The organism is Stenotrophomonas sp. Bg11-02, from assembly GCF_002836635.1.
Lineage (GTDB): Bacteria > Pseudomonadota > Gammaproteobacteria > Xanthomonadales > Xanthomonadaceae > Stenotrophomonas > Stenotrophomonas lacuserhaii.
This window is the reverse complement of record NZ_PJAY01000070.1, coordinates 135,519-151,919: the sequence shown is the minus strand read 5'-3', so window position 1 is coordinate 151,919 and position 16,401 is coordinate 135,519. Positions and strand designations below refer to the sequence as shown.

General features: G+C 67.2%; 13 protein-coding genes, 1 pseudogene and 2 riboswitches. Of the genes and pseudogenes, 7 read left to right on the top strand and 7 right to left on the bottom strand.

Annotated features, from left to right (window positions below; all coding sequences use genetic code 11):
* Positions 1-123 precede the first annotated feature (123 nt).
* The 4 genes from CXG43_RS17865 to CXG43_RS17850 all read right to left on the bottom strand — a co-directional run bounded on the left by CXG43_RS17865 (position 124) and on the right by CXG43_RS17850 (position 5,314).
* Complete coding sequence (locus CXG43_RS17865; protein WP_101101384.1) at positions 124-699, bottom strand: TlpA disulfide reductase family protein; 576 nt, start codon at positions 697-699, stop codon at positions 124-126.
* Complete coding sequence (locus CXG43_RS17860; protein WP_101101382.1) at positions 696-3,083, bottom strand: protein-disulfide reductase DsbD; 2,388 nt, start codon at positions 3,081-3,083, stop codon at positions 696-698. The genes CXG43_RS17865 and CXG43_RS17860 overlap by 4 nt, the downstream gene beginning before the upstream one ends.
* 29 nt (positions 3,084-3,112) lie before the next feature.
* Positions 3,113-3,451: a divalent-cation tolerance protein CutA gene (cutA, locus tag CXG43_RS17855; protein WP_101101380.1), complete on the bottom strand. Its 339-nt coding sequence runs from the start codon at positions 3,449-3,451 to the stop codon at positions 3,113-3,115.
* Between the two features lie 69 nt (positions 3,452-3,520).
* A complete protein-coding gene (locus CXG43_RS17850; protein ID WP_101101378.1) occupies positions 3,521-5,314 on the bottom strand; it encodes an endonuclease in 1,794 nt (597 codons plus the stop codon).
* Between the two features lie 270 nt (positions 5,315-5,584).
* Between CXG43_RS17850 and CXG43_RS17845 the strand changes: the two genes are divergently transcribed.
* From CXG43_RS17845 to CXG43_RS17830, 4 genes are all read left to right on the top strand, one after another.
* Entirely contained in the window at positions 5,585-5,875 is a 291-nt protein-coding gene (locus CXG43_RS17845; RefSeq protein WP_042614504.1) for a co-chaperone GroES, read from the top strand.
* An 88-nt stretch (positions 5,876-5,963) separates the two neighbouring features.
* Entirely contained in the window at positions 5,964-7,613 is a 1,650-nt protein-coding gene (groL, locus tag CXG43_RS17840) for a chaperonin GroEL (RefSeq protein WP_042614503.1), read from the top strand.
* A 482-nt stretch (positions 7,614-8,095) separates the two neighbouring features.
* Positions 8,096-9,190, top strand: a complete 1,095-nt coding sequence (locus tag CXG43_RS17835) for a 3-deoxy-7-phosphoheptulonate synthase (RefSeq protein ID WP_101101375.1) — start codon at positions 8,096-8,098, stop codon at positions 9,188-9,190.
* 219 nt (positions 9,191-9,409) lie between these two features.
* Positions 9,410-9,811 (top strand): hypothetical protein, encoded by a 402-nt coding sequence (locus CXG43_RS17830; protein ID WP_101101373.1) that lies wholly within the window; start codon positions 9,410-9,412, stop codon positions 9,809-9,811.
* 147 nt (positions 9,812-9,958) lie between these two features.
* Here the strand turns inward: CXG43_RS17830 and CXG43_RS17820 are convergent, their stop codons facing one another.
* Entirely contained in the window at positions 9,959-10,576 is a 618-nt protein-coding gene (locus CXG43_RS17820) for a trimeric intracellular cation channel family protein (protein ID WP_101101491.1), read from the bottom strand.
* An 81-nt stretch (positions 10,577-10,657) separates the two neighbouring features.
* Positions 10,658-10,751, bottom strand: a riboswitch (glycine riboswitch).
* 12 nt (positions 10,752-10,763) lie between these two features.
* Positions 10,764-10,854, bottom strand: a riboswitch (glycine riboswitch).
* 40 nt (positions 10,855-10,894) lie between these two features.
* Between CXG43_RS17820 and CXG43_RS17815 the strand changes: the two genes are divergently transcribed.
* On the top strand, positions 10,895-11,158 hold the full coding sequence (locus CXG43_RS17815) for a GIY-YIG nuclease family protein (RefSeq protein ID WP_101101371.1): 264 nt from the start codon (positions 10,895-10,897) through the stop codon (positions 11,156-11,158).
* Positions 11,159-11,252: 94 nt separating this feature from the next.
* Here the strand turns inward: CXG43_RS17815 and CXG43_RS17810 are convergent, their stop codons facing one another.
* Positions 11,253-12,536 carry an NAD(P)/FAD-dependent oxidoreductase gene (locus tag CXG43_RS17810; protein ID WP_101101369.1) on the bottom strand — a complete coding sequence of 428 codons (1,284 nt, stop codon included), beginning with the start codon at positions 12,534-12,536 and terminating at the stop codon, positions 11,253-11,255.
* Positions 12,537-12,639: 103 nt separating this feature from the next.
* Here CXG43_RS17810 and CXG43_RS17805 point away from each other — a divergent pair.
* A pseudogene (locus tag CXG43_RS17805) lies at positions 12,640-13,392 on the top strand (NYN domain-containing protein); the annotation flags it as partial.
* Between the two features lie 135 nt (positions 13,393-13,527).
* Positions 13,528-14,148 (top strand): glutathione S-transferase family protein, encoded by a 621-nt coding sequence (locus CXG43_RS17800; RefSeq protein WP_101101365.1) that lies wholly within the window; start codon positions 13,528-13,530, stop codon positions 14,146-14,148.
* A 69-nt stretch (positions 14,149-14,217) separates the two neighbouring features.
* On the opposite strand, the gene CXG43_RS17795 is transcribed toward CXG43_RS17800, so the two are convergent.
* On the bottom strand, positions 14,218-16,395 hold the full coding sequence (locus CXG43_RS17795; RefSeq protein WP_101101362.1) for a primosomal protein N': 2,178 nt from the start codon (positions 16,393-16,395) through the stop codon (positions 14,218-14,220).
* Positions 16,396-16,401 lie beyond the last annotated feature (6 nt).

Here is a 16,401-nt window from a genome sequence, read left to right as displayed (position 1 = left end):
AAGCCGGTAGCGCCGGGCCGAGGGTCCGGGTATCACGAGGGAGGGCCGAAGGTATCGATCTCCATCGGCAAATGAGAATCACTCGCGTAGTGTTCCGGTCGACGGGCGCCGGGTCAAGCGCGCTCAGCCGCCGCTCGCCCAGCCTTCGATCTCACCCTTGGCGAACGGTCCCAGCTTCTGCCGCACGATGCGGCCCTGCGCGTCCACCAGCACCGTGTAGGGCAGCAGGCCCTGCGTGTTGCCCAGGCGCACGCTGGCGTCGGCCGGGCCAGGGGTTTCCAGCACGATGGGGTAGTCCACCGGCACACGGCGCAGGAAGTCCTGCACGCCTTCGGCGGTATCCAGCGCCAGTCCCAGCACCTGCACGCCCTGGTCGCGCTGGGCGGCGGCGAAGTGGGCCAGCTCGGGCATTTCTTCCACGCATGGGGCGCACCAGCTTGCCCATACGTTGATCAGCAGCGGCCGGCCACGGAACCGTTGCAGGTCCACCGGCGCGCCGGAAAGATCCGGCAGCACGATGGGCGGGAGCGGATCGCCGATGCCCGCCGTGGCCGCTTTACTGGTGGGGTCAGGTTCCTTTTCCGCACCGGAAAAAGAACCTGACCCCTCCTCCGAAGACGTATCCAGCTGCTGCCCGGCCCACAGGCCCAATCCACCGGCCAGCACCGCTGTCCACAGCAGTGCCGGCCTCAGCTTCATCGCGCGGTACGCAGCAGCGCTTCTTCGGCCAGCGCCTGGGTCAGCACGCTGGGCAGCACGATCGGCGGCGCGCCGGGGCCGTACACCACGTACAGCGGCACGCCCACGGCTTTGTGTTCATCCAGGAAGGCGGTGATCTGCGGGTCCACGTTGGTGTAGTCGCCGCGCATGTACACCGCGTTGGTCCGCCGCAGCAGCTCCTGGAAATCAGGCCGCGACAGCACCGCGCGTTCGTTGGCCTTGCAGGTCACGCACCAGTCGGCGGTCATGTTGACGAACACCACGCGGTTGTCCGCGCGCAGACGGTCCAGCATTTCCGGCGAATAGGCCACTACGTTCTCGCCGGCAGCCTGCGCTGCCGTTGCCGGCGGGGCCAGTCGGGCAACGCCCCACACCGGCACCAGCGCAGCCAGGATCACCACGCCGGCCAGCAGCGCACCGATCCGCTGGCTGCGCCAGCGGCTGCGCTCGAACCACCACAGCCCCAGCGCCAGCAGGACCAGCCCGCCCAGCACCAGCGCCATCGCATCCACGCCGCGCTGCTTGCCCAGCACCCACAGCAGCCACAGCGCGGTGGCGTACATCGGGAACGCCAGCACATGTTTCAGCGTTTCCATCCACGCGCCAGGACGCGGCAGGCGACGCGCCAGCGTGGGCACGAAACCGACGAGCAGGAACGGCAGCGCCAGGCCCAGTCCCAGCGCCAGGAACACCAGCATGGACTGCAGCGCGGGGGCCGCGAATGCATAGGCCAACGCCGGGCCCATGAACGGCGCCACGCACGGGCTGGCTACCACGCAGGCCAACACCCCGGTGAAGAAATCACCGACCGGACCGCTGCGCGAGGCCAGCGACTGGCCGATGCCGCCCACGTTGCCGCCCAGGGTGAACACCCCGGATAGGCTCAGGCCGACGGCGAACATCAGGTACACCAGCGCGGCGATGAACCACGGATGCTGCAGCTGGAAGCCCCAGCCTGCGGCCTGGCCAGCTGCGCGCAGGGCCAGCACCAGCCCGCCGATCACCGCGAACGCCACCAGCACGCCGGCGGTGTACCAGAGCGCATGCGCGCGTGCACGCTGGCGGCTCTCACCGCTCTGCGCCAGGCCCAGCACCTTCAGCGACAGGATCGGCAGCACGCACGGCATCAGGTTCAGCACCAGGCCGCCGGCCAGTGCCAGCAGCAGCACCACCAGCAGGCCCTTGGCGCTGGTCGGTTCCGGTGGGCGCGTGCGCTGTGCGTTGTCCGCGCTGGCATCCGGGCTGGGTGCCGTGGCACCCGCGGTGGCCGCATCCAGACCCGCAGCGTCAGCGGGAATGCTGTCGGGGATGATCGGCACCACGCGACGGTTGTCGGTCTTTTCGCCGCCCGTGCCGTCGGTGCGCTGTGCCTCGCGCGGCAATGCGGCTGGCAGTTCATTGCCGGCCGCGGTGGTCGCCGCCGTCGCGTCGACCTTGCCCGCGGGAATATCCAGCCGCACCCGGCGGGTCATCGGCGGGTAGCAGATGCCATCGGTCTGGCAGCCCTGGAAAGTCACCACCAGGGTGGCATCCAGTGCCTCGGCGCGGCTGCGGTGCAGTGGCAGGGTGGCGTCGGTCTGGTCGAAGAACACCGCCACGTCGCCGAAATGTTCATCGCGATGCGACTTCGCCTGCGGCCAGCGCAGCGCATCCACGCGGATGCCGTTGGCCCCTTCCAGCTTCAGCGAAGTGCGGTCGCGGTACAGGTAATACCCCTTGGCCGGGGTGAAGCGCAGCAGCAGGGTGTTGCCATCGTCGACGATGGCTTCGAAGCCGAAGGCCTTCTCCGAAGGCAGCGGCAGGCCCTGCACGGCCGCGGCGGTGCCGGGCAGGCGCAGGCCGCCGCTGTTGCCACCCAGCGGGCTGCCCAACGGCGAAGTGCCGGTTGCTGCGGCAATGCCTGTAGAAGCGATGCCGGCGCCTGCACCGCCGCCGGGCAGCGCGACCTGGATCACGCGCTTCTGCGGCGGATAGCACACGCCCGCATCAGCGCAGCCCTGGAAGCGCACTTCCACGCTGACGGTGCCGGCGTCGGGCGCCGGCTGGCCGGGCAACGTCGCGGCCAGACGCTCGCGATAGGTCTCTACTTCGCCGAAGAAATCATCATGGTGGCGCTCGCCCGCCGGCATTTTCAACGCGCCGGCATTGAACGAAGGATCTGCCTTGACGCTGGTGCGATGGCGATACAGGTAGTAGCCCGGGGCGATCTTCCATTGCAGCTGGATCTGGTCGCGCTGGGTCGCCGTGGCGCTCAGCGCGAACGCTTCGTCCACCGGCAGCAGGTCCTTTTCGCTCAGTGCCCACGCGGGCAGGGCAAGCGCCAGCAACGCGCACACCGCAACGCTACGACGCAGCGACGCCATCCAACCTGACTTCATGAAAGCTGCCTTCATCAACTGTGTTCCTCCCGGGTCTGTGCCCGGATCCAATCCAGATAGGCCGGCAAGCCGGCGCGTGGTTCGACCGCGATGCACTCGGGGAGTTCATACGGATGCAGTTCGACCAGCCGCGCCATCGCGGCATCGAGCCGGCTGGCGGTGGTCTTGACCAGCAGCTGCAGTTCGCTGTCGGTGGTCACTTCGCCCTGCCAGCGATAGGTGGAGCGCGCACCCTCCTGACGGGTGACGCAGGCCGCCAGCCGCTCGTCGACCAGCGCATGCGCGATGCGCTCGGCGCTGGCCAGGTCAGGGCAGGTGGTGAACAGCAGCAGGACGGGATCGGCGGTCGACATCGCCGCCGAGTATAGGGCCCCGGTCCGGGCAGAAGGCCGGACCGGGGCATGAGGCAAATCGGAAAATGATCAGTTGGCCAGCTGGCAGCTGCTGGGCTTGGCCGAGGTGAACAGGGCCGGGGTGGCCCATTCGGGGTGGTCGATGAACGGATTGCGGTTGCCCTGGAAGCTGTAGATCACCTCGTTGCGGGCCCGCTCCGCCTCGGTCGGCGGGTCGGCGAGGTGCCAGTTGATCAAAGTGGACAGCAGGCCCATGTAGGCCGGCGAACTGCTGGTCTTGATGATCCTGCTGCGGTCATCGGTCAGCTCCAGATCCGGTTCGGACTGGCCGGTTGCGGCATCCTTGCCGCCTTCATACCGGATGGCCATGTACATCACCGCGCGCGCCATGTCGCCCTTGCGCTTGCCCCACACTTCGAACGTGCCCTGGTTGCCATCGGGGGTGCGCACCCAGTTGGAGTTGCCCGGATAGGCACCGCTGCCGCCGCCCTGGCCATTGTTGGACTCGGTGGCGCGCTCGCCGCAGTTGCTGTCGCACTTGGCGAAGGGCTTGTTGCCCCGGTCGGCATTCCACTGCGCATCGGTCAGGTACAGCATGTGGGTGTCGGTGTAGGGCGCATACGGCAGGCCCTTGTCGCCGGTGGTGCTGGCAAAGCCCAGCGAATTGGGCCAGGTGTGCTCGCGGTTGTAGGTCAACCCGCTGCCGGTGCCTGCGCGGCCGCTGCCCTTGACGTAGCTGCGGTTGCGGTAGGCATCGAGCACGTTGCCGGCGTTGTTGGGATCTTCGTCGGCGATCTCCAGGATGGTCCAGGTGCTGGTGCCCGAGCCGCTGTACGGATACGCGGTGTGGCCCTTGATGGTTTCATGCAGCGAACAGCGCAACTGGCTCGGACTGGAGGTATTTACCCGCGCGTAGTACGCGCCGGGATTGCCCGGGTTGCCCGGGTCCGGGTTGCCGGTGCTGCTGGCCACGGTGAAGCCGATGCGCGAATCAGCGGCGGGCCGGGCGCCCTGGCTGTCGCTGATGCGGCTGGCCCGGATGTCGAAGCGGCAGGCCTCGCCGGCCACCAGCGCGGTGTTGGTGGAAATCTTCAGCGTGCGGCCACTGGACGGATGGCTCAGCGGCACGCTGCCGGACTGGCCGCAGCTCAGCGCGAAGGCGCCGCTGGCCAGCGTGACATTCTCGCTGAACACCACTTCCAGATCACCGGCGGCGGGGAAGCTGCTGCTGCCCTGGGCCGGCGTGGTGGTGGACACCGACGGCGGCGTATTCGGGCCCGGGGTGCCGGGGCTGCCGCTGAAGGTCTGGCCGGCATTGCAGGCGCCGAAGGTCTGGGCGGCGGACTCGGCCCAGGTGAAATGGGTGTACTGGCTGCCGCTGCCGGTGAGCTGCAGGGAGGTGCCGGCTGCGGTGCTGTTGCTTTCGGCGACCGGGATGTTCTGGCTGGTCAGGCCGGCGGCCGGGCCGCTGGCGGCGGTGATGGTGCCCTCGTAGCTGAGGAACTGGACCACCGCACCGCTGGCATCGACCAGCGCGATGCCATCGTTGGACCCGTTCTGCAGGCCATTGGTCGGGTAGCTGACCACCGCGATACGGGCGCTGCCACAGGCGGCCGTGGTGCCGGCCGGGACCGGGTTGTTGGCATACACGCTGGCTGCCGACGGGGTGCTGCCGTTGTACAGGTACAGGCGGTAAGCGGACAGGTCCTCGCCGGCCGTGGCGACCACTTCAATCGCCTCGCCGACGTCCCCGGCCGGGGTGCTGTCGTCGTAGTGCAGTTCGTTGATGAAGACATCGGCCCGGGCGGGCGAGATCGCCAGCGCCAGCAGGCAGCCAGCGGCAAGTGGTGACAGCATTCGCATCGACTACTCCTTGTGAGCGGATCCCCTGAAGGGGGAATCTAAGCCGATTGCGTGACACTTCTGTCGTATTCGGCACGGTTGAGCCCAATGCCGTGACGGTGGTCACCAAAAAAATTCTTTCCGAGGCCCTTGAAAGGGCAGGTCCGGGCTCCATCTCTGCTGTGTCCCGGTCTGCCGGGCTTTTTTCTCGCGCGGTTCTGGCAGTCACCTGGGGTGAGTGCTAAAGTCGCCGGAATACTTCCGTACAATCAACAACTTGAGAGGTCTCACATGAGCAACTTGAAGCCGCTTCACGACCGCGTCGTAGTCAAGCCGATCGAAGCCGACGAAATCTCCGCCGGCGGCATCCTGATCCCGGACTCGGCCAAGGAAAAGTCGACCAAGGGTGAAGTGGTTGCCGTGGGTCCGGGCAAGGCGCTGGACAATGGCAGCGTGCGCGCCCCGTCCCTGAAGGTCGGCGACAAGGTCATCTACGGCCAGTACGCCGGCAGCAGCTACAAGGAAGCTGGCGTGGAATACAAGGTCCTGCGCGAAGACGACGTGCTCGCCATCATCGGCTGAGCTGCTGTCGCGCGATCCGTTACCCCGTAGACCCCTTTCATATCAATGCTGCCGGGCTTGTCCCGGCGCTACATAACAGGTGAATTCAATGGCTGCCAAAGATATTCGTTTCGGTGAAGACGCCCGCGCCCGCATGGTGCGTGGTGTCAACGTGCTCGCCAATGCCGTGAAGGCAACCCTGGGCCCGAAGGGCCGCAACGTCGTGCTCGAAAAGAGCTTCGGCGCCCCGACCATCACCAAGGACGGCGTGTCCGTTGCCAAGGAAATCGAACTGGCTGACAAGTTCGAGAACATGGGCGCGCAGATGGTGAAGGAAGTTGCTTCGCGCACCAATGACGACGCAGGCGACGGCACCACCACCGCCACCGTGCTGGCCCAGGCCCTGATCCGCGAAGGCGCCAAGGCCGTTGCTGCCGGCATGAACCCGATGGACCTCAAGCGCGGTATCGACAAGGCCGTGATCGCCGCCGTCGCCGAGCTGAAGAAGATCTCCCAGCCGACCGCTGACGACAAGGCGATTGCCCAGGTCGGCACGATCTCGGCCAACTCGGACGAGTCGATCGGCAACATCATCGCCGAAGCGATGAAGAAGGTTGGCAAGGAAGGCGTGATCACCGTTGAAGAAGGCTCGGGCCTGGACAACGAGCTGGACGTCGTCGAAGGCATGCAGTTCGACCGCGGCTACCTGTCCCCGTACTTCGTCAACAACCAGCAGGGCCAGACCGCTGACCTGGATGACCCGTTCATCCTGCTGCACGACAAGAAGATCTCCAACGTGCGCGACCTGCTGCCGGTGCTGGAAGGCGTCGCCAAGTCGGGCAAGCCGCTGCTGATCGTGGCTGAAGAAGTCGAAGGCGAAGCGCTGGCGACCCTGGTCGTCAACACCATCCGCGGCATCGTCAAGGTCGTGGCCGTGAAGGCTCCGGGCTTCGGCGACCGTCGCAAGGCGATGCTGGAAGACATGGCCGTGCTGACCGGCGGCACCGTGATTTCCGAAGAAGTGGGCCTGTCGCTGGAGAAGGCCACCATCACTGACCTGGGCCGCGCCAAGAAGGTGCAGGTTTCCAAGGAAAACACCATCATCATCGACGGTGCCGGCGACGCTGCAGGCATCCAGGCGCGTGTCACCCAGATCAAGACCCAGATCGAAGACACCTCGTCCGATTACGACCGTGAGAAGCTGCAGGAACGCGTTGCCAAGCTGGCCGGCGGCGTTGCAGTGATCAAGGTCGGCGCATCGACCGAAATCGAAATGAAGGAAAAGAAGGCCCGCGTTGAAGACGCCCTGCACGCAACCCGCGCAGCCGTCGAAGAAGGCGTGGTCCCGGGCGGCGGCGTGGCCCTGGTGCGTGCGCTGGTCGCCGTCGGCGATCTGAAGGGTGCCAACGAAGACCAGACCCACGGCATCCAGATCGCCCTGCGCGCCATGGAAGCCCCGCTGCGCGAGATCGTGGCCAACGCCGGTGAAGAGCCGTCGGTCATCCTGAACAAGGTGAAGGAAGGTACCGGCAACTACGGCTACAACGCCGGCAACGGCGAGTTCGGCGACATGGTCGAGTTCGGCATCCTGGATCCGACCAAGGTGACCCGTTCGGCCCTGCAGAACGCCGCTTCCATCGCTGGCCTGATGATCACCACCGAAGCCATGGTGGCCGAAGCCCCGCGCAAGGAAGAAGCTGCCGGCGGCGCCGGTGGTGGCATGGGCGGCATGGGTGGCATGGGCGGCATGGACTTCTAAGTCCAACGCTTCCCGTAGCACCTGCATCATCAAAAACCCCGCCGGAAACGGCGGGGTTTTTTTGTGGCCGTGGTGGGTGACGACCGCGGCTCTTGGTGGGTGACGACCGCTGCTCGTGGTAGGTGACGACCGTGGGTCGTGGTGGGTGACGACCGTTGGTCGTCACGCTGTTGACTCTCCGTTTCGGCATCGCGATGTTCGACGCATGCCGTGCAGATGTTGCAGAGCCGGCTCAATCGCTTCCGCAGTTGCCGATGTAACAGTTGGCAGCCCTGAAACCCTGTGTTATCAATACTCCCCAATGAACGCACGTCACGCCAACTCGTACTTTTGGTATTACTTTCCGAAGCCACCGGCGGAGGAAGGACTGCGTTCACCCTGAAGAAACCCTTCAGCCGCATTCCCGAAAGCCGCCAGCGACCCTGGCGGCTTTTTTGTTGCCGCCACGCTGGGGACCCCCACACGTTCGAGAGACCCCCGCCATGCCCCCCCATACCGACGACCTCCGCATCCGCAAGATCGAACCCCTGACCCCGCCGGCGCAGCTGCTGGCGATGCTGCCCTGCGACGATGAAGCATCCGATACGGTCAGTGCCTCGCGCGCGTCGCTGCACGCCATCCTGCACGGAACCGATGACCGCCTGGCGGTGGTGGTCGGACCATGTTCGATCCACGACCCGGCCGCGGCGATCGAGTACGCCCAGAAGCTCAAGCCCCTGCGCGATGCGCTGGCCGGCGAACTGGAAATCGTCATGCGCGTGTACTTTGAAAAGCCGCGTACCACGGTGGGCTGGAAGGGCCTGATCAACGATCCGGACCTGGATGGCAGCTTCAACATCAACAAGGGCCTGCGCATCGCGCGTGGCCTGCTGCGCGACATCAACAAGCTCGGCCTGCCGGCCGGCGTCGAATTCCTCGATGTGATCTCGCCGCAGTACATCGCCGACCTGGTGGCCTGGGGCGCGATCGGGGCGCGTACCACCGAAAGCCAGGTGCATCGCGAACTGGCCTCGGGACTGTCGTGCCCGGTGGGCTTCAAGAACGGCACCGACGGCAACATCAAGATCGCCGCAGACGCGGTGGGCGCGGCGACCAATCCGCATCACTTCCTGTCGGTGACCAAGCAGGGCGATACCGCCATCGTGGCCACCGCCGGCAACCCGGACTGCCATGTGATCCTGCGCGGCGGCAAGCAGCCGAACTACGATGCAGCCAGCATCGCCGATGCCTGCCAGGTACTGGCCAAGGCCAGGCTGCAAACGCGCCTCATGGTCGATGCCAGCCATGCCAACAGCCTGAAGAACCCGGACAACCAGCCGAAGGTGATCGAGGACATCGCCGTGCAGATGGCCGGCGGCGAACAGCGCATCGTCGGAGTGATGATCGAAAGCAACCTGGTCGGCGGACGCCAGGAACTGGTGGAAGGCCAGCCGCTGGTGCATGGCCAGAGCATCACCGATGGCTGCATCGACTGGGCGACCACTGAAGTGGTGCTGGAACGACTGGCCGCTGCCGTGCGCGCACGCCGTGAAGCAATCGCGGCGCTCGCCGAGGAAGTGGAAACCGAAGCCGCCTGAGCGGTGCAACGCGTGTGGGTGACGGCTGCTGCCTGCGGGGGCGCGCCGTCACCAGCGGTGGCTGGCGGAGTTGGCAGCCACTGCAGCCGCACCGGCGATGCGCCTGGCGCTGGGCAATGACCCGGCGCCAGGTCCATCGCCGGGGGGCGGGTTTCTTCCTGGGATTCAACGGTTGCCAGCAGGTGACGCCGAGCCTGGCTCGGCGCTACCAAGGCAAGTGTGCTGCACACCAACACGCGTATCCTGCAGGGCATGCCATCCCATGACATCGCCAGTCCATTACGCACCCTGCATGCGCACGAACGCCTGTTGATCGAGGCCGTCGCCGCTGTGTTGCCTGCCGACCCGGCAGCGCAGCTGCGCGCGGATGCGGGCGTTGCGATGGCGGTGGATGAAAGCACGTTGCTGGTGGGCTTCGTGCTGGCCGGCCACGCGCGTCCAACGCCGCCCGGTGATCATCCCTATCCGGTGGACATCGAGGTGCCCGACGCCGATGGCGAGGCGCTGAGCATCATCCTGTTCGCCGATGAAGACGGCCGGTTGCTGCAGCTGGAGATCATCCGCTGGGACGACGAGGCGGTGCGGGCGCCCAGGTGGGATGAGGCGACGTACGCGGTGTAGGTAATCCGGGCCAGGCGGGATCCCGGCGCAGCCTGGCCAGCGCCGGGTACATCGCCGGCCTGGTGTACCGGGTGAGCAGCTGGCTCATCGGTAGCCCGCCGACGATGGCGATGCCGAGCGGGCGCCCAGCAGGCAGCCTACCCATTCTCAGTGCACTTCGTCGTGGTACACGAACTTCGGCATTTCCCAGCGGTAATGGATCGCCAGCAGGCGCAGTGCGAAGCCGCCAGCCAGGCAGCACAGGATGGCGGTGGTGTCGGCCACGTTCCAGTGCAGCAGCAGCAGGTAGGCCGCGCCGGTCAGCAGCGAGATGATCGCGTACAGCTCCTTCTGGAAGATCAGCGGTACTTCGTTGCACAGGATGTCGCGCAGCACGCCACCGAAGGCGCCGGTCAGCATGCCGGCGATCAGCACGATCGGCGTGGCATGGCCGCCATCGCGGGCGATCGCGCAGCCGATCAGGGTGAAGGCGATCAGGCCCAGCCCGTCCAGCACCAGGAAGGTGCGGCGGAAATGATGCATCCAGCGCGCCACCCAGGTGGCGATCAGCGCGGCACACACGGTGAAGCCGAGGTACTCGGGATGCTTCACCCAGGCCAGCGGATAGTGGCCGAGGATGATGTCGCGCAGCGATCCGCCGCCGAGGGCGGTGACGCAGGCGATCATCACCACGCCGAACAGGTCCATGCGGCGGCGGCCGGCAGACAGCGCGCCGGTCATGGCTTCGGCGGAAATGGCGATCAGGTAGATGATGGACAACAACATGGGCAGGCTCCGGATGCGGTGGGGCCGGCCACGCAGCACGCAGCGCCGATGCAGGTGCATCGCCGTACGAAGGTGACCGGTGCCGCTCCCGCTGTCCTTTTGCCTGAGAGTTCAGCGGGCGTGCCCGCGTGCCCCTTCGGCGGATCCCTGCGGATCTCTCTCCAGCTCGGCGATTCGGATACATGGTTGGTGGAATGCCATTCCACCGGCCTGAGCGATCATGGGAGCCTGCGCCTTCGGCGGGTGCCAGCGTGGCACCACTCTCCTGCATCCGGCACGTAGTGTAGCCGCTGGCGGCGGTTGGGCGATAATCAGGGCATGGCCCGCCCTGACACGCCCTGGTTCCTGTACCTGCTCGAATGCCGGGACGGCAGCTATTACGCAGGCATCAGCACCGATGTGCAGGCGCGCTTTGCCGCCCACCAGGCCGGCAAGGGCGCGCGCTATACCCGTGCGCGCCCACCGCTGCAGATCCTTGCGGTGCGCCAGTATCCGGACCGCGCCGAAGCCTCGCGCGCGGAGTGGCAGCTTAAAAAGCAGCCACGTGCGCGCAAGCTGGCGTGGCTGAGCGAAGCGCTGTAACACCGCAGTGCGTCCGCCGAGCACGGCTCGGCGCTACCCAGACCGCCGCGGTAGCGCCGAGCCATGCTCGGCGAGCGCAGCGGGTGTGTGCCGGTCACCCGCGCGTTGGGTCCTTCGGTGGTTTCACGTCGCCGAAGATGATCCGCGCGCTGCGCTGGTAGCTCCAGTACGCCACCGCCCAGTTCAGCAGCACCACCATCCGGTTGCGGAAGCCGATCAGGAAGAACACGTGGGCGGCCAGCCAGAACCACCAGGCGAGCACGCCGGACAGCTGCAGTCTGCCCAGGTGCACGATCGCGGCCATGCGCCCGATGGTGGCCAGGTTGCCGTAGTCGGCGTACTTGAACGGACCCGGCACCGGCTTGCCATGCAGGCGCGCACGGATGGTGTCGGCCACGTGCTTGCCCATCTGCTTGGCGGCCGGCGCCACGCCGGGCACCGGCCGGCCATCGGCCTGGGTCAGGGCGGCAAGATCGCCGGCCACGAACACCTCCGGGTGGCCGGGCAGGGTCAGGTCGGGCTGTACCAGCACGCGTCCGGCGCGGTCGAGCGCGACATCCAGCGTGGCGCCGAGCGGCGATGCGGCCACGCCCGCGGCCCAGACCACGGTGCGCGCAGGGACGAACTGTTCGCCCAGCTGGAAGCCCAGGCTGTCGATGGAGGTCACCGGCGTGCCGGTCAGTACTTCCACGCCCAGCTTTTCCAGCTGCCGGCGCGCCTTCAGCGAAAGCACGTCGGGGAAGGTGGACAGCACCCGCGGTCCGGCTTCCACCAGCCGCACCCTGGCCGACGCCGGGTCGATGTGGCGGAACTCGTTGCGCAGCGTATGCCGGGCGATCTCTGCCAAGGTTCCGGCCAGTTCCACGCCGGTAGGCCCCCCGCCGACCACCGCGAAACTCAGCCACGCGGCTTTCTTTTCCGGGTCCGGCTCGGCCTCGGCACGCTCGAACGCCAGCAGCAGCTTGCGGCGCAAGGCAATGGCGTCATCCAGCGTCTTCAGGCCGGGCGCATCCTTGGCCCATTCGTCGTGGCCGAAATAGGCGTGGGTGGCGCCGCTGGCCAACAGCAGGGTGTCGTACTCCAGCGATGTGCCATCGACCAACTGCACGCTGCGGGCCTGCTTGTCGATGCGGGTGACTTCGCCCAGCCGTACTTCCACGTTGCGCTGGTGGCCGAGGATATGTCGCAGCGGGGCGGCGATGTCCGGGGCGGACAGGCCCGCAGTGGCGACCTGGTACAGCAGCGGCTGGAACAGATGATGGTTGCGGCGATCGACCAGGGTGATACGGATGCGCTCACTGGCAAGGGCGCGGGTCGCCCAGAGGCCGGCGAAACCACCGCCGACGATGACCAGGTGGGGGGTGCGCTCGCGCGTCATTCGCGTGGCTCCAGTAGGGGGGCGTTGGGATGATCGCATGTCACACGGCCCGCTGCCGGTGTGGAACATACTGTCCGCACACCATCGTCAGCCTGGAGCAGGTATGTCCGAGCCGGAAAAGCGCATTGCCCTGTTGATCGACGCCGACAACGCACCCGCGTCGAAGATCGAAGAGGTGCTGGCCGAAGTGGCCCGGCACGGCGTGGCCAACGTCCGTCGCGCCTACGGCAACTGGAAAAGCCCCAGCCTGAAGGGCTGGGAAGCGGTGCTGCACGAGTATGCGATCCGCCCGATCCAGCAGTTTGCCTACAGCCGCGGCAAGAATGCATCGGACATGGCGATGGTGATCGATGCGATGGACCTGCTGTACGCGCGCAACCTGGATGGGTTCGCCATCGTGTCCAGCGATGCCGACTTCACTCCGCTGGTGATGCGCCTGCTCACCGACGGGGTCAAGGTGTATGGCTTCGGCGAGAAGAAGACTCCGGATCCGTTCGTCAACGCGTGCTCGAAATTCACCTATCTGGAAGCATTGGGGCAGGCCCATGCCAGTGCGCCGGATGCCCATCCCGAAGGCGCGGGCACGGGCGAGACCGGCGAGGCGGGCAGCGAAGCACGGCCGCGCAAGACCGGTGCGGAAATGCGCAGCGATACCAAGCTGGTCAACCTGCTGCGTCGTGCGGTGGCCTCAGCCGAAGGTGAGGACGGCTGGTCGCACCTGGGGCCGGTGGGCAGCCAGATCGGCAACCAGGCCTCGTTCGATCCGCGCAACTATGGCTACGGCAAGCTAAGCGACCTGCTGGCGGCCATCGGCCTGTTCGAGATGAAGAAGGACGGCAAATCGTCGTACGTGCGGGCGCTGGCGAAGAAGCCGGTGGCCAAGCAGGCAACCAAAAGGGCCGCCAGGACCGGCAACACCACGGTAGGCTGACCGGCGTATCGTAGCGGTCCCGCGCCATGCCGGCGCACGTTTGCCTGCAAGGAAAACCACATGCTGAAGATCTGGGGCCGCCGCAATTCCAGCAACGTGCGCAAGGTGCTTTGGTGTGCTGAAGAAATCGGACTGGCGTATGAGTCGATCGAAGTCGGCGGCAGTTTCGGCGGCACCCAGGCCGCCGACTACCGGGCGATGAATCCCAACGGGCTGGTACCGGCGATCGAAGACAACGGCCTGCCGCTGTGGGAATCCAATGCGATCGTGCGCTATCTGTCCGCGCGTTATGCGCTGGGCACGCTGTACCCGGAAGACGCGGCCGAGCGCGCGCGCGGTGAAAAGTGGATGGACTGGACCACCTCGCGGATGGCGCCGGTGTACAGCGAGCTGATCTGGGGGGTGATGCGTACCGCACCGGCGGATCGCGATGAGGTCCGCATCAATGCCGCGTTGGTCAAGGCCGGCGATCTGCTGGCGATGGCCGATACCGAGCTGTCGAAACAGCCGTGGTTGTCCGGCGACCGCTTCGCGATGGGGGATATTCCGTTGGGTGCGCTGGTGTATGCCTGGTTCGAGATGCCGATCCAGCGTCCGGACCTGCCCTACTTGGCGGACTGGTATGCGCGCCTGCGCGAACGCCCGGCGTACCAGCGCGGCGTGATGACCGGGATGAGCTGAGGTTCGCAGGAGGGATCGACGGCCAGCGGCCGTCGCTGCCAAAGGCGGCCCGTCATCAACGATGGCCGGTCAGTACAGGTCCACCGGATCCACATCCAGCGACCAGCGCACCTTGCGGGCCTCCGGCAAGCCCTGCAGCAAGGGCGCCACATGATCCAGCACGGCATGCAGCGCGGGGCGCTGCGCGCTGGACAGCAGCAGCTGCGTACGCTGGTAGCCCGCCCGCCGTGGCATCGGCGCGGGCATCGGCCCGAACGCTTCCAGGTGCGGCTGTTCGCCCACCAGCGCACGCACGGCGAGCAGGAACGCATTGGCATGTTCGACCTGCTGCGCTTCGGCGCGCAGCAGCGCCAGATGCGCGAACGGCGGGAAGCCGGCGGCCTGGCGCTGGTTGAGTTCGGCTGCGGCGAACGGGTGGTAACCGCCGTTGACCAGGGTTTCCAGCAGCGGGTGGCCAGGATGGTGGGTCTGCAGCCAGACCTCGCCGGGATCGCGCGCGCGCCCGGCGCGGCCGGCCACCTGGATCAGCTGCTGGGCCAGTTTCTCGGTGGCGCGGAAATCCGAAGAGAACAATCCTTCGTCGATGCCCACCACCACCACCAGGGTCAGCTTGGGCAGGTCGTGGCCCTTGGCCAGGATCTGCGTGCCGACCAGGATGCCGGGCTGGTCGCCGAGCCGGGCCAGCTGTTGTTCCAGCGCATCGCGGCGCGAAGTGGTGCTGCGGTCGATGCGCAGCACCGGCACGTCCGGGAACGCCTGTACCAGGTGTTCCTCCAGCCGCTCCGTGCCGATCCCCTGCGGCTGCAGCGCCAGGCTGGCGCAGGCCGGGCAGGCCAGCGGGGCGGCCTGCCGCGCACCGCAGTGGTGGCACTGCAGGCGCCGGCCCGCGCCATGCACGGTCATCGGCGCATCGCAGCGCTGGCAGGGCGCAGTCCAACCGCAGTCGTGGCACAGCAGTACCGGGGCATAGCCACGGCGGTTCTTGAAGACCAGCACCTGCTGTCCGTTGCGCAGATGCTCGGCGATGCCTTCCAGTACCTGCGGCGACAGGCCGTCCCGAAGCGGTCGCTTGCGTACATCCAGGATGCGCACGCGCGGTGGCATCGCGTCACCGGCACGTACCTTCAGGCGCAGGTGGGCGAAGCGGCCGGCATGCGCATTGTGCAGAGTCTCCATGGCCGGGGTGGCGCTGCCCAGCACTACCGGAATGCCCAGCGCCTTGGCCCGCACCAGGGCGAAATCGCGCGCGTGGTAGCGGATGCCGTCCTGCTGCTTGTAGCTGTTGTCGTGTTCCTCATCGACGATCAGCAGGCCGGCTTCCGGTAGCGGCATGAAGATCGCCGAGCGGGTGCCGACGACCACCCGCGCTTCGCCGCGCGATGCCGCCGCCCAGACCCGCGCGCGTTCGTTGTCGTTGAGGCCGGAGTGGAAGGCGTGCACGGCGATCCCCAAGCGGCCGCGGAAGCGCGCCAGGGTCTGCGGGGTGAGGCCGATTTCCGGCACCAGCACCAGGGCCTGCCGACCCTGGGCCAGGCACTGGATGATGGCCTGCAGATAGACCTCGGTCTTGCCACTGCCGGTGACCCCGTCCAGCAGGAACGGGGCGAAACCCTGCGCGGCGGTGATCGCCTGCACTGCGGCGGCCTGCTCCGGGTTCAGGGTGGGGCCGCCCAGTGGACTGGCCTGCAGCGGTGCCACTGCCAGCGCCACGCGCTCGGCCAGGCCACGCTTGGCCAGGCTGCGCGCAGGCGCGCGCCAGTCGTCCATCCGCGCGGCGATCACGTCTTCGTCGACCACCGCTTCGGCCAGCAGTTCGGCCAACTGGCGCGGCCGGCTGCCGGCGCGCAGGCTGCCCCGCTGTTCGTGCCCGGCGGCAGTGAGCTGCCAGCCCCAGTGGTGGGTTTCCGGCAGCGGCTCACCGTGCCGCAGCGGGCCGGGCAGGGCGGTGGACACCACTTCGCCCAGTGGCGCGTGGGTGTAGCGTGCCAGCCATTGCAGGCTTTGCCACAGTTCGCCCTGCAGCAGTGGTGCGCAATCCAGCCAGGCAAGCGCTTGGCGCAGGCTGGACGCCGGATCCGCGCTGCCCTGTTCCACCACCAGCCCGACCAGCTCGCGCGGGCCGAACGGCACCCGGACCCGGCAGCCAACGACCGCTTCCGGTGCAGCACCCTCTGGCGGCAGATAGTCGAACAACTGCGGCAACGGGACCGGCAGGGCGATGCGCAGGGTGGGCAGGGGAGCTTCCATGGTGCG

Excerpts from the sequence above, each read along its gene's own strand:
- CXG43_RS17865 (WP_101101384.1), bottom strand. The coding sequence starts at position 699 with ATGAAGCTGAGGCCGGCACTGCTGTGGACAGCGGTGCTGGCCGGTGGA.
- CXG43_RS17860 (WP_101101382.1), bottom strand. The coding sequence starts at position 3,083 with ATGGCGTCGCTGCGTCGTAGCGTTGCGGTGTGCGCGTTGCTGGCGCTT.
- cutA (WP_101101380.1), bottom strand. The coding sequence starts at position 3,451 with ATGTCGACCGCCGATCCCGTCCTGCTGCTGTTCACCACCTGCCCTGAC.
- CXG43_RS17850 (WP_101101378.1), bottom strand. The coding sequence starts at position 5,314 with ATGCGAATGCTGTCACCACTTGCCGCTGGCTGCCTGCTGGCGCTGGCG.
- CXG43_RS17845 (WP_042614504.1), top strand. The coding sequence starts at position 5,585 with ATGAGCAACTTGAAGCCGCTTCACGACCGCGTCGTAGTCAAGCCGATC.
- groL (WP_042614503.1), top strand. The coding sequence starts at position 5,964 with ATGGCTGCCAAAGATATTCGTTTCGGTGAAGACGCCCGCGCCCGCATG.
- CXG43_RS17835 (WP_101101375.1), top strand. The coding sequence starts at position 8,096 with ATGCCCCCCCATACCGACGACCTCCGCATCCGCAAGATCGAACCCCTG.
- CXG43_RS17820 (WP_101101491.1), bottom strand. The coding sequence starts at position 10,576 with ATGTTGTTGTCCATCATCTACCTGATCGCCATTTCCGCCGAAGCCATG.
- CXG43_RS17815 (WP_101101371.1), top strand. The coding sequence starts at position 10,895 with ATGGCCCGCCCTGACACGCCCTGGTTCCTGTACCTGCTCGAATGCCGG.
- CXG43_RS17810 (WP_101101369.1), bottom strand. The coding sequence starts at position 12,536 with ATGACGCGCGAGCGCACCCCCCACCTGGTCATCGTCGGCGGTGGTTTC.
- CXG43_RS17800 (WP_101101365.1), top strand. The coding sequence starts at position 13,528 with ATGCTGAAGATCTGGGGCCGCCGCAATTCCAGCAACGTGCGCAAGGTG.
- CXG43_RS17795 (WP_101101362.1), bottom strand. The coding sequence starts at position 16,395 with ATGGAAGCTCCCCTGCCCACCCTGCGCATCGCCCTGCCGGTCCCGTTG.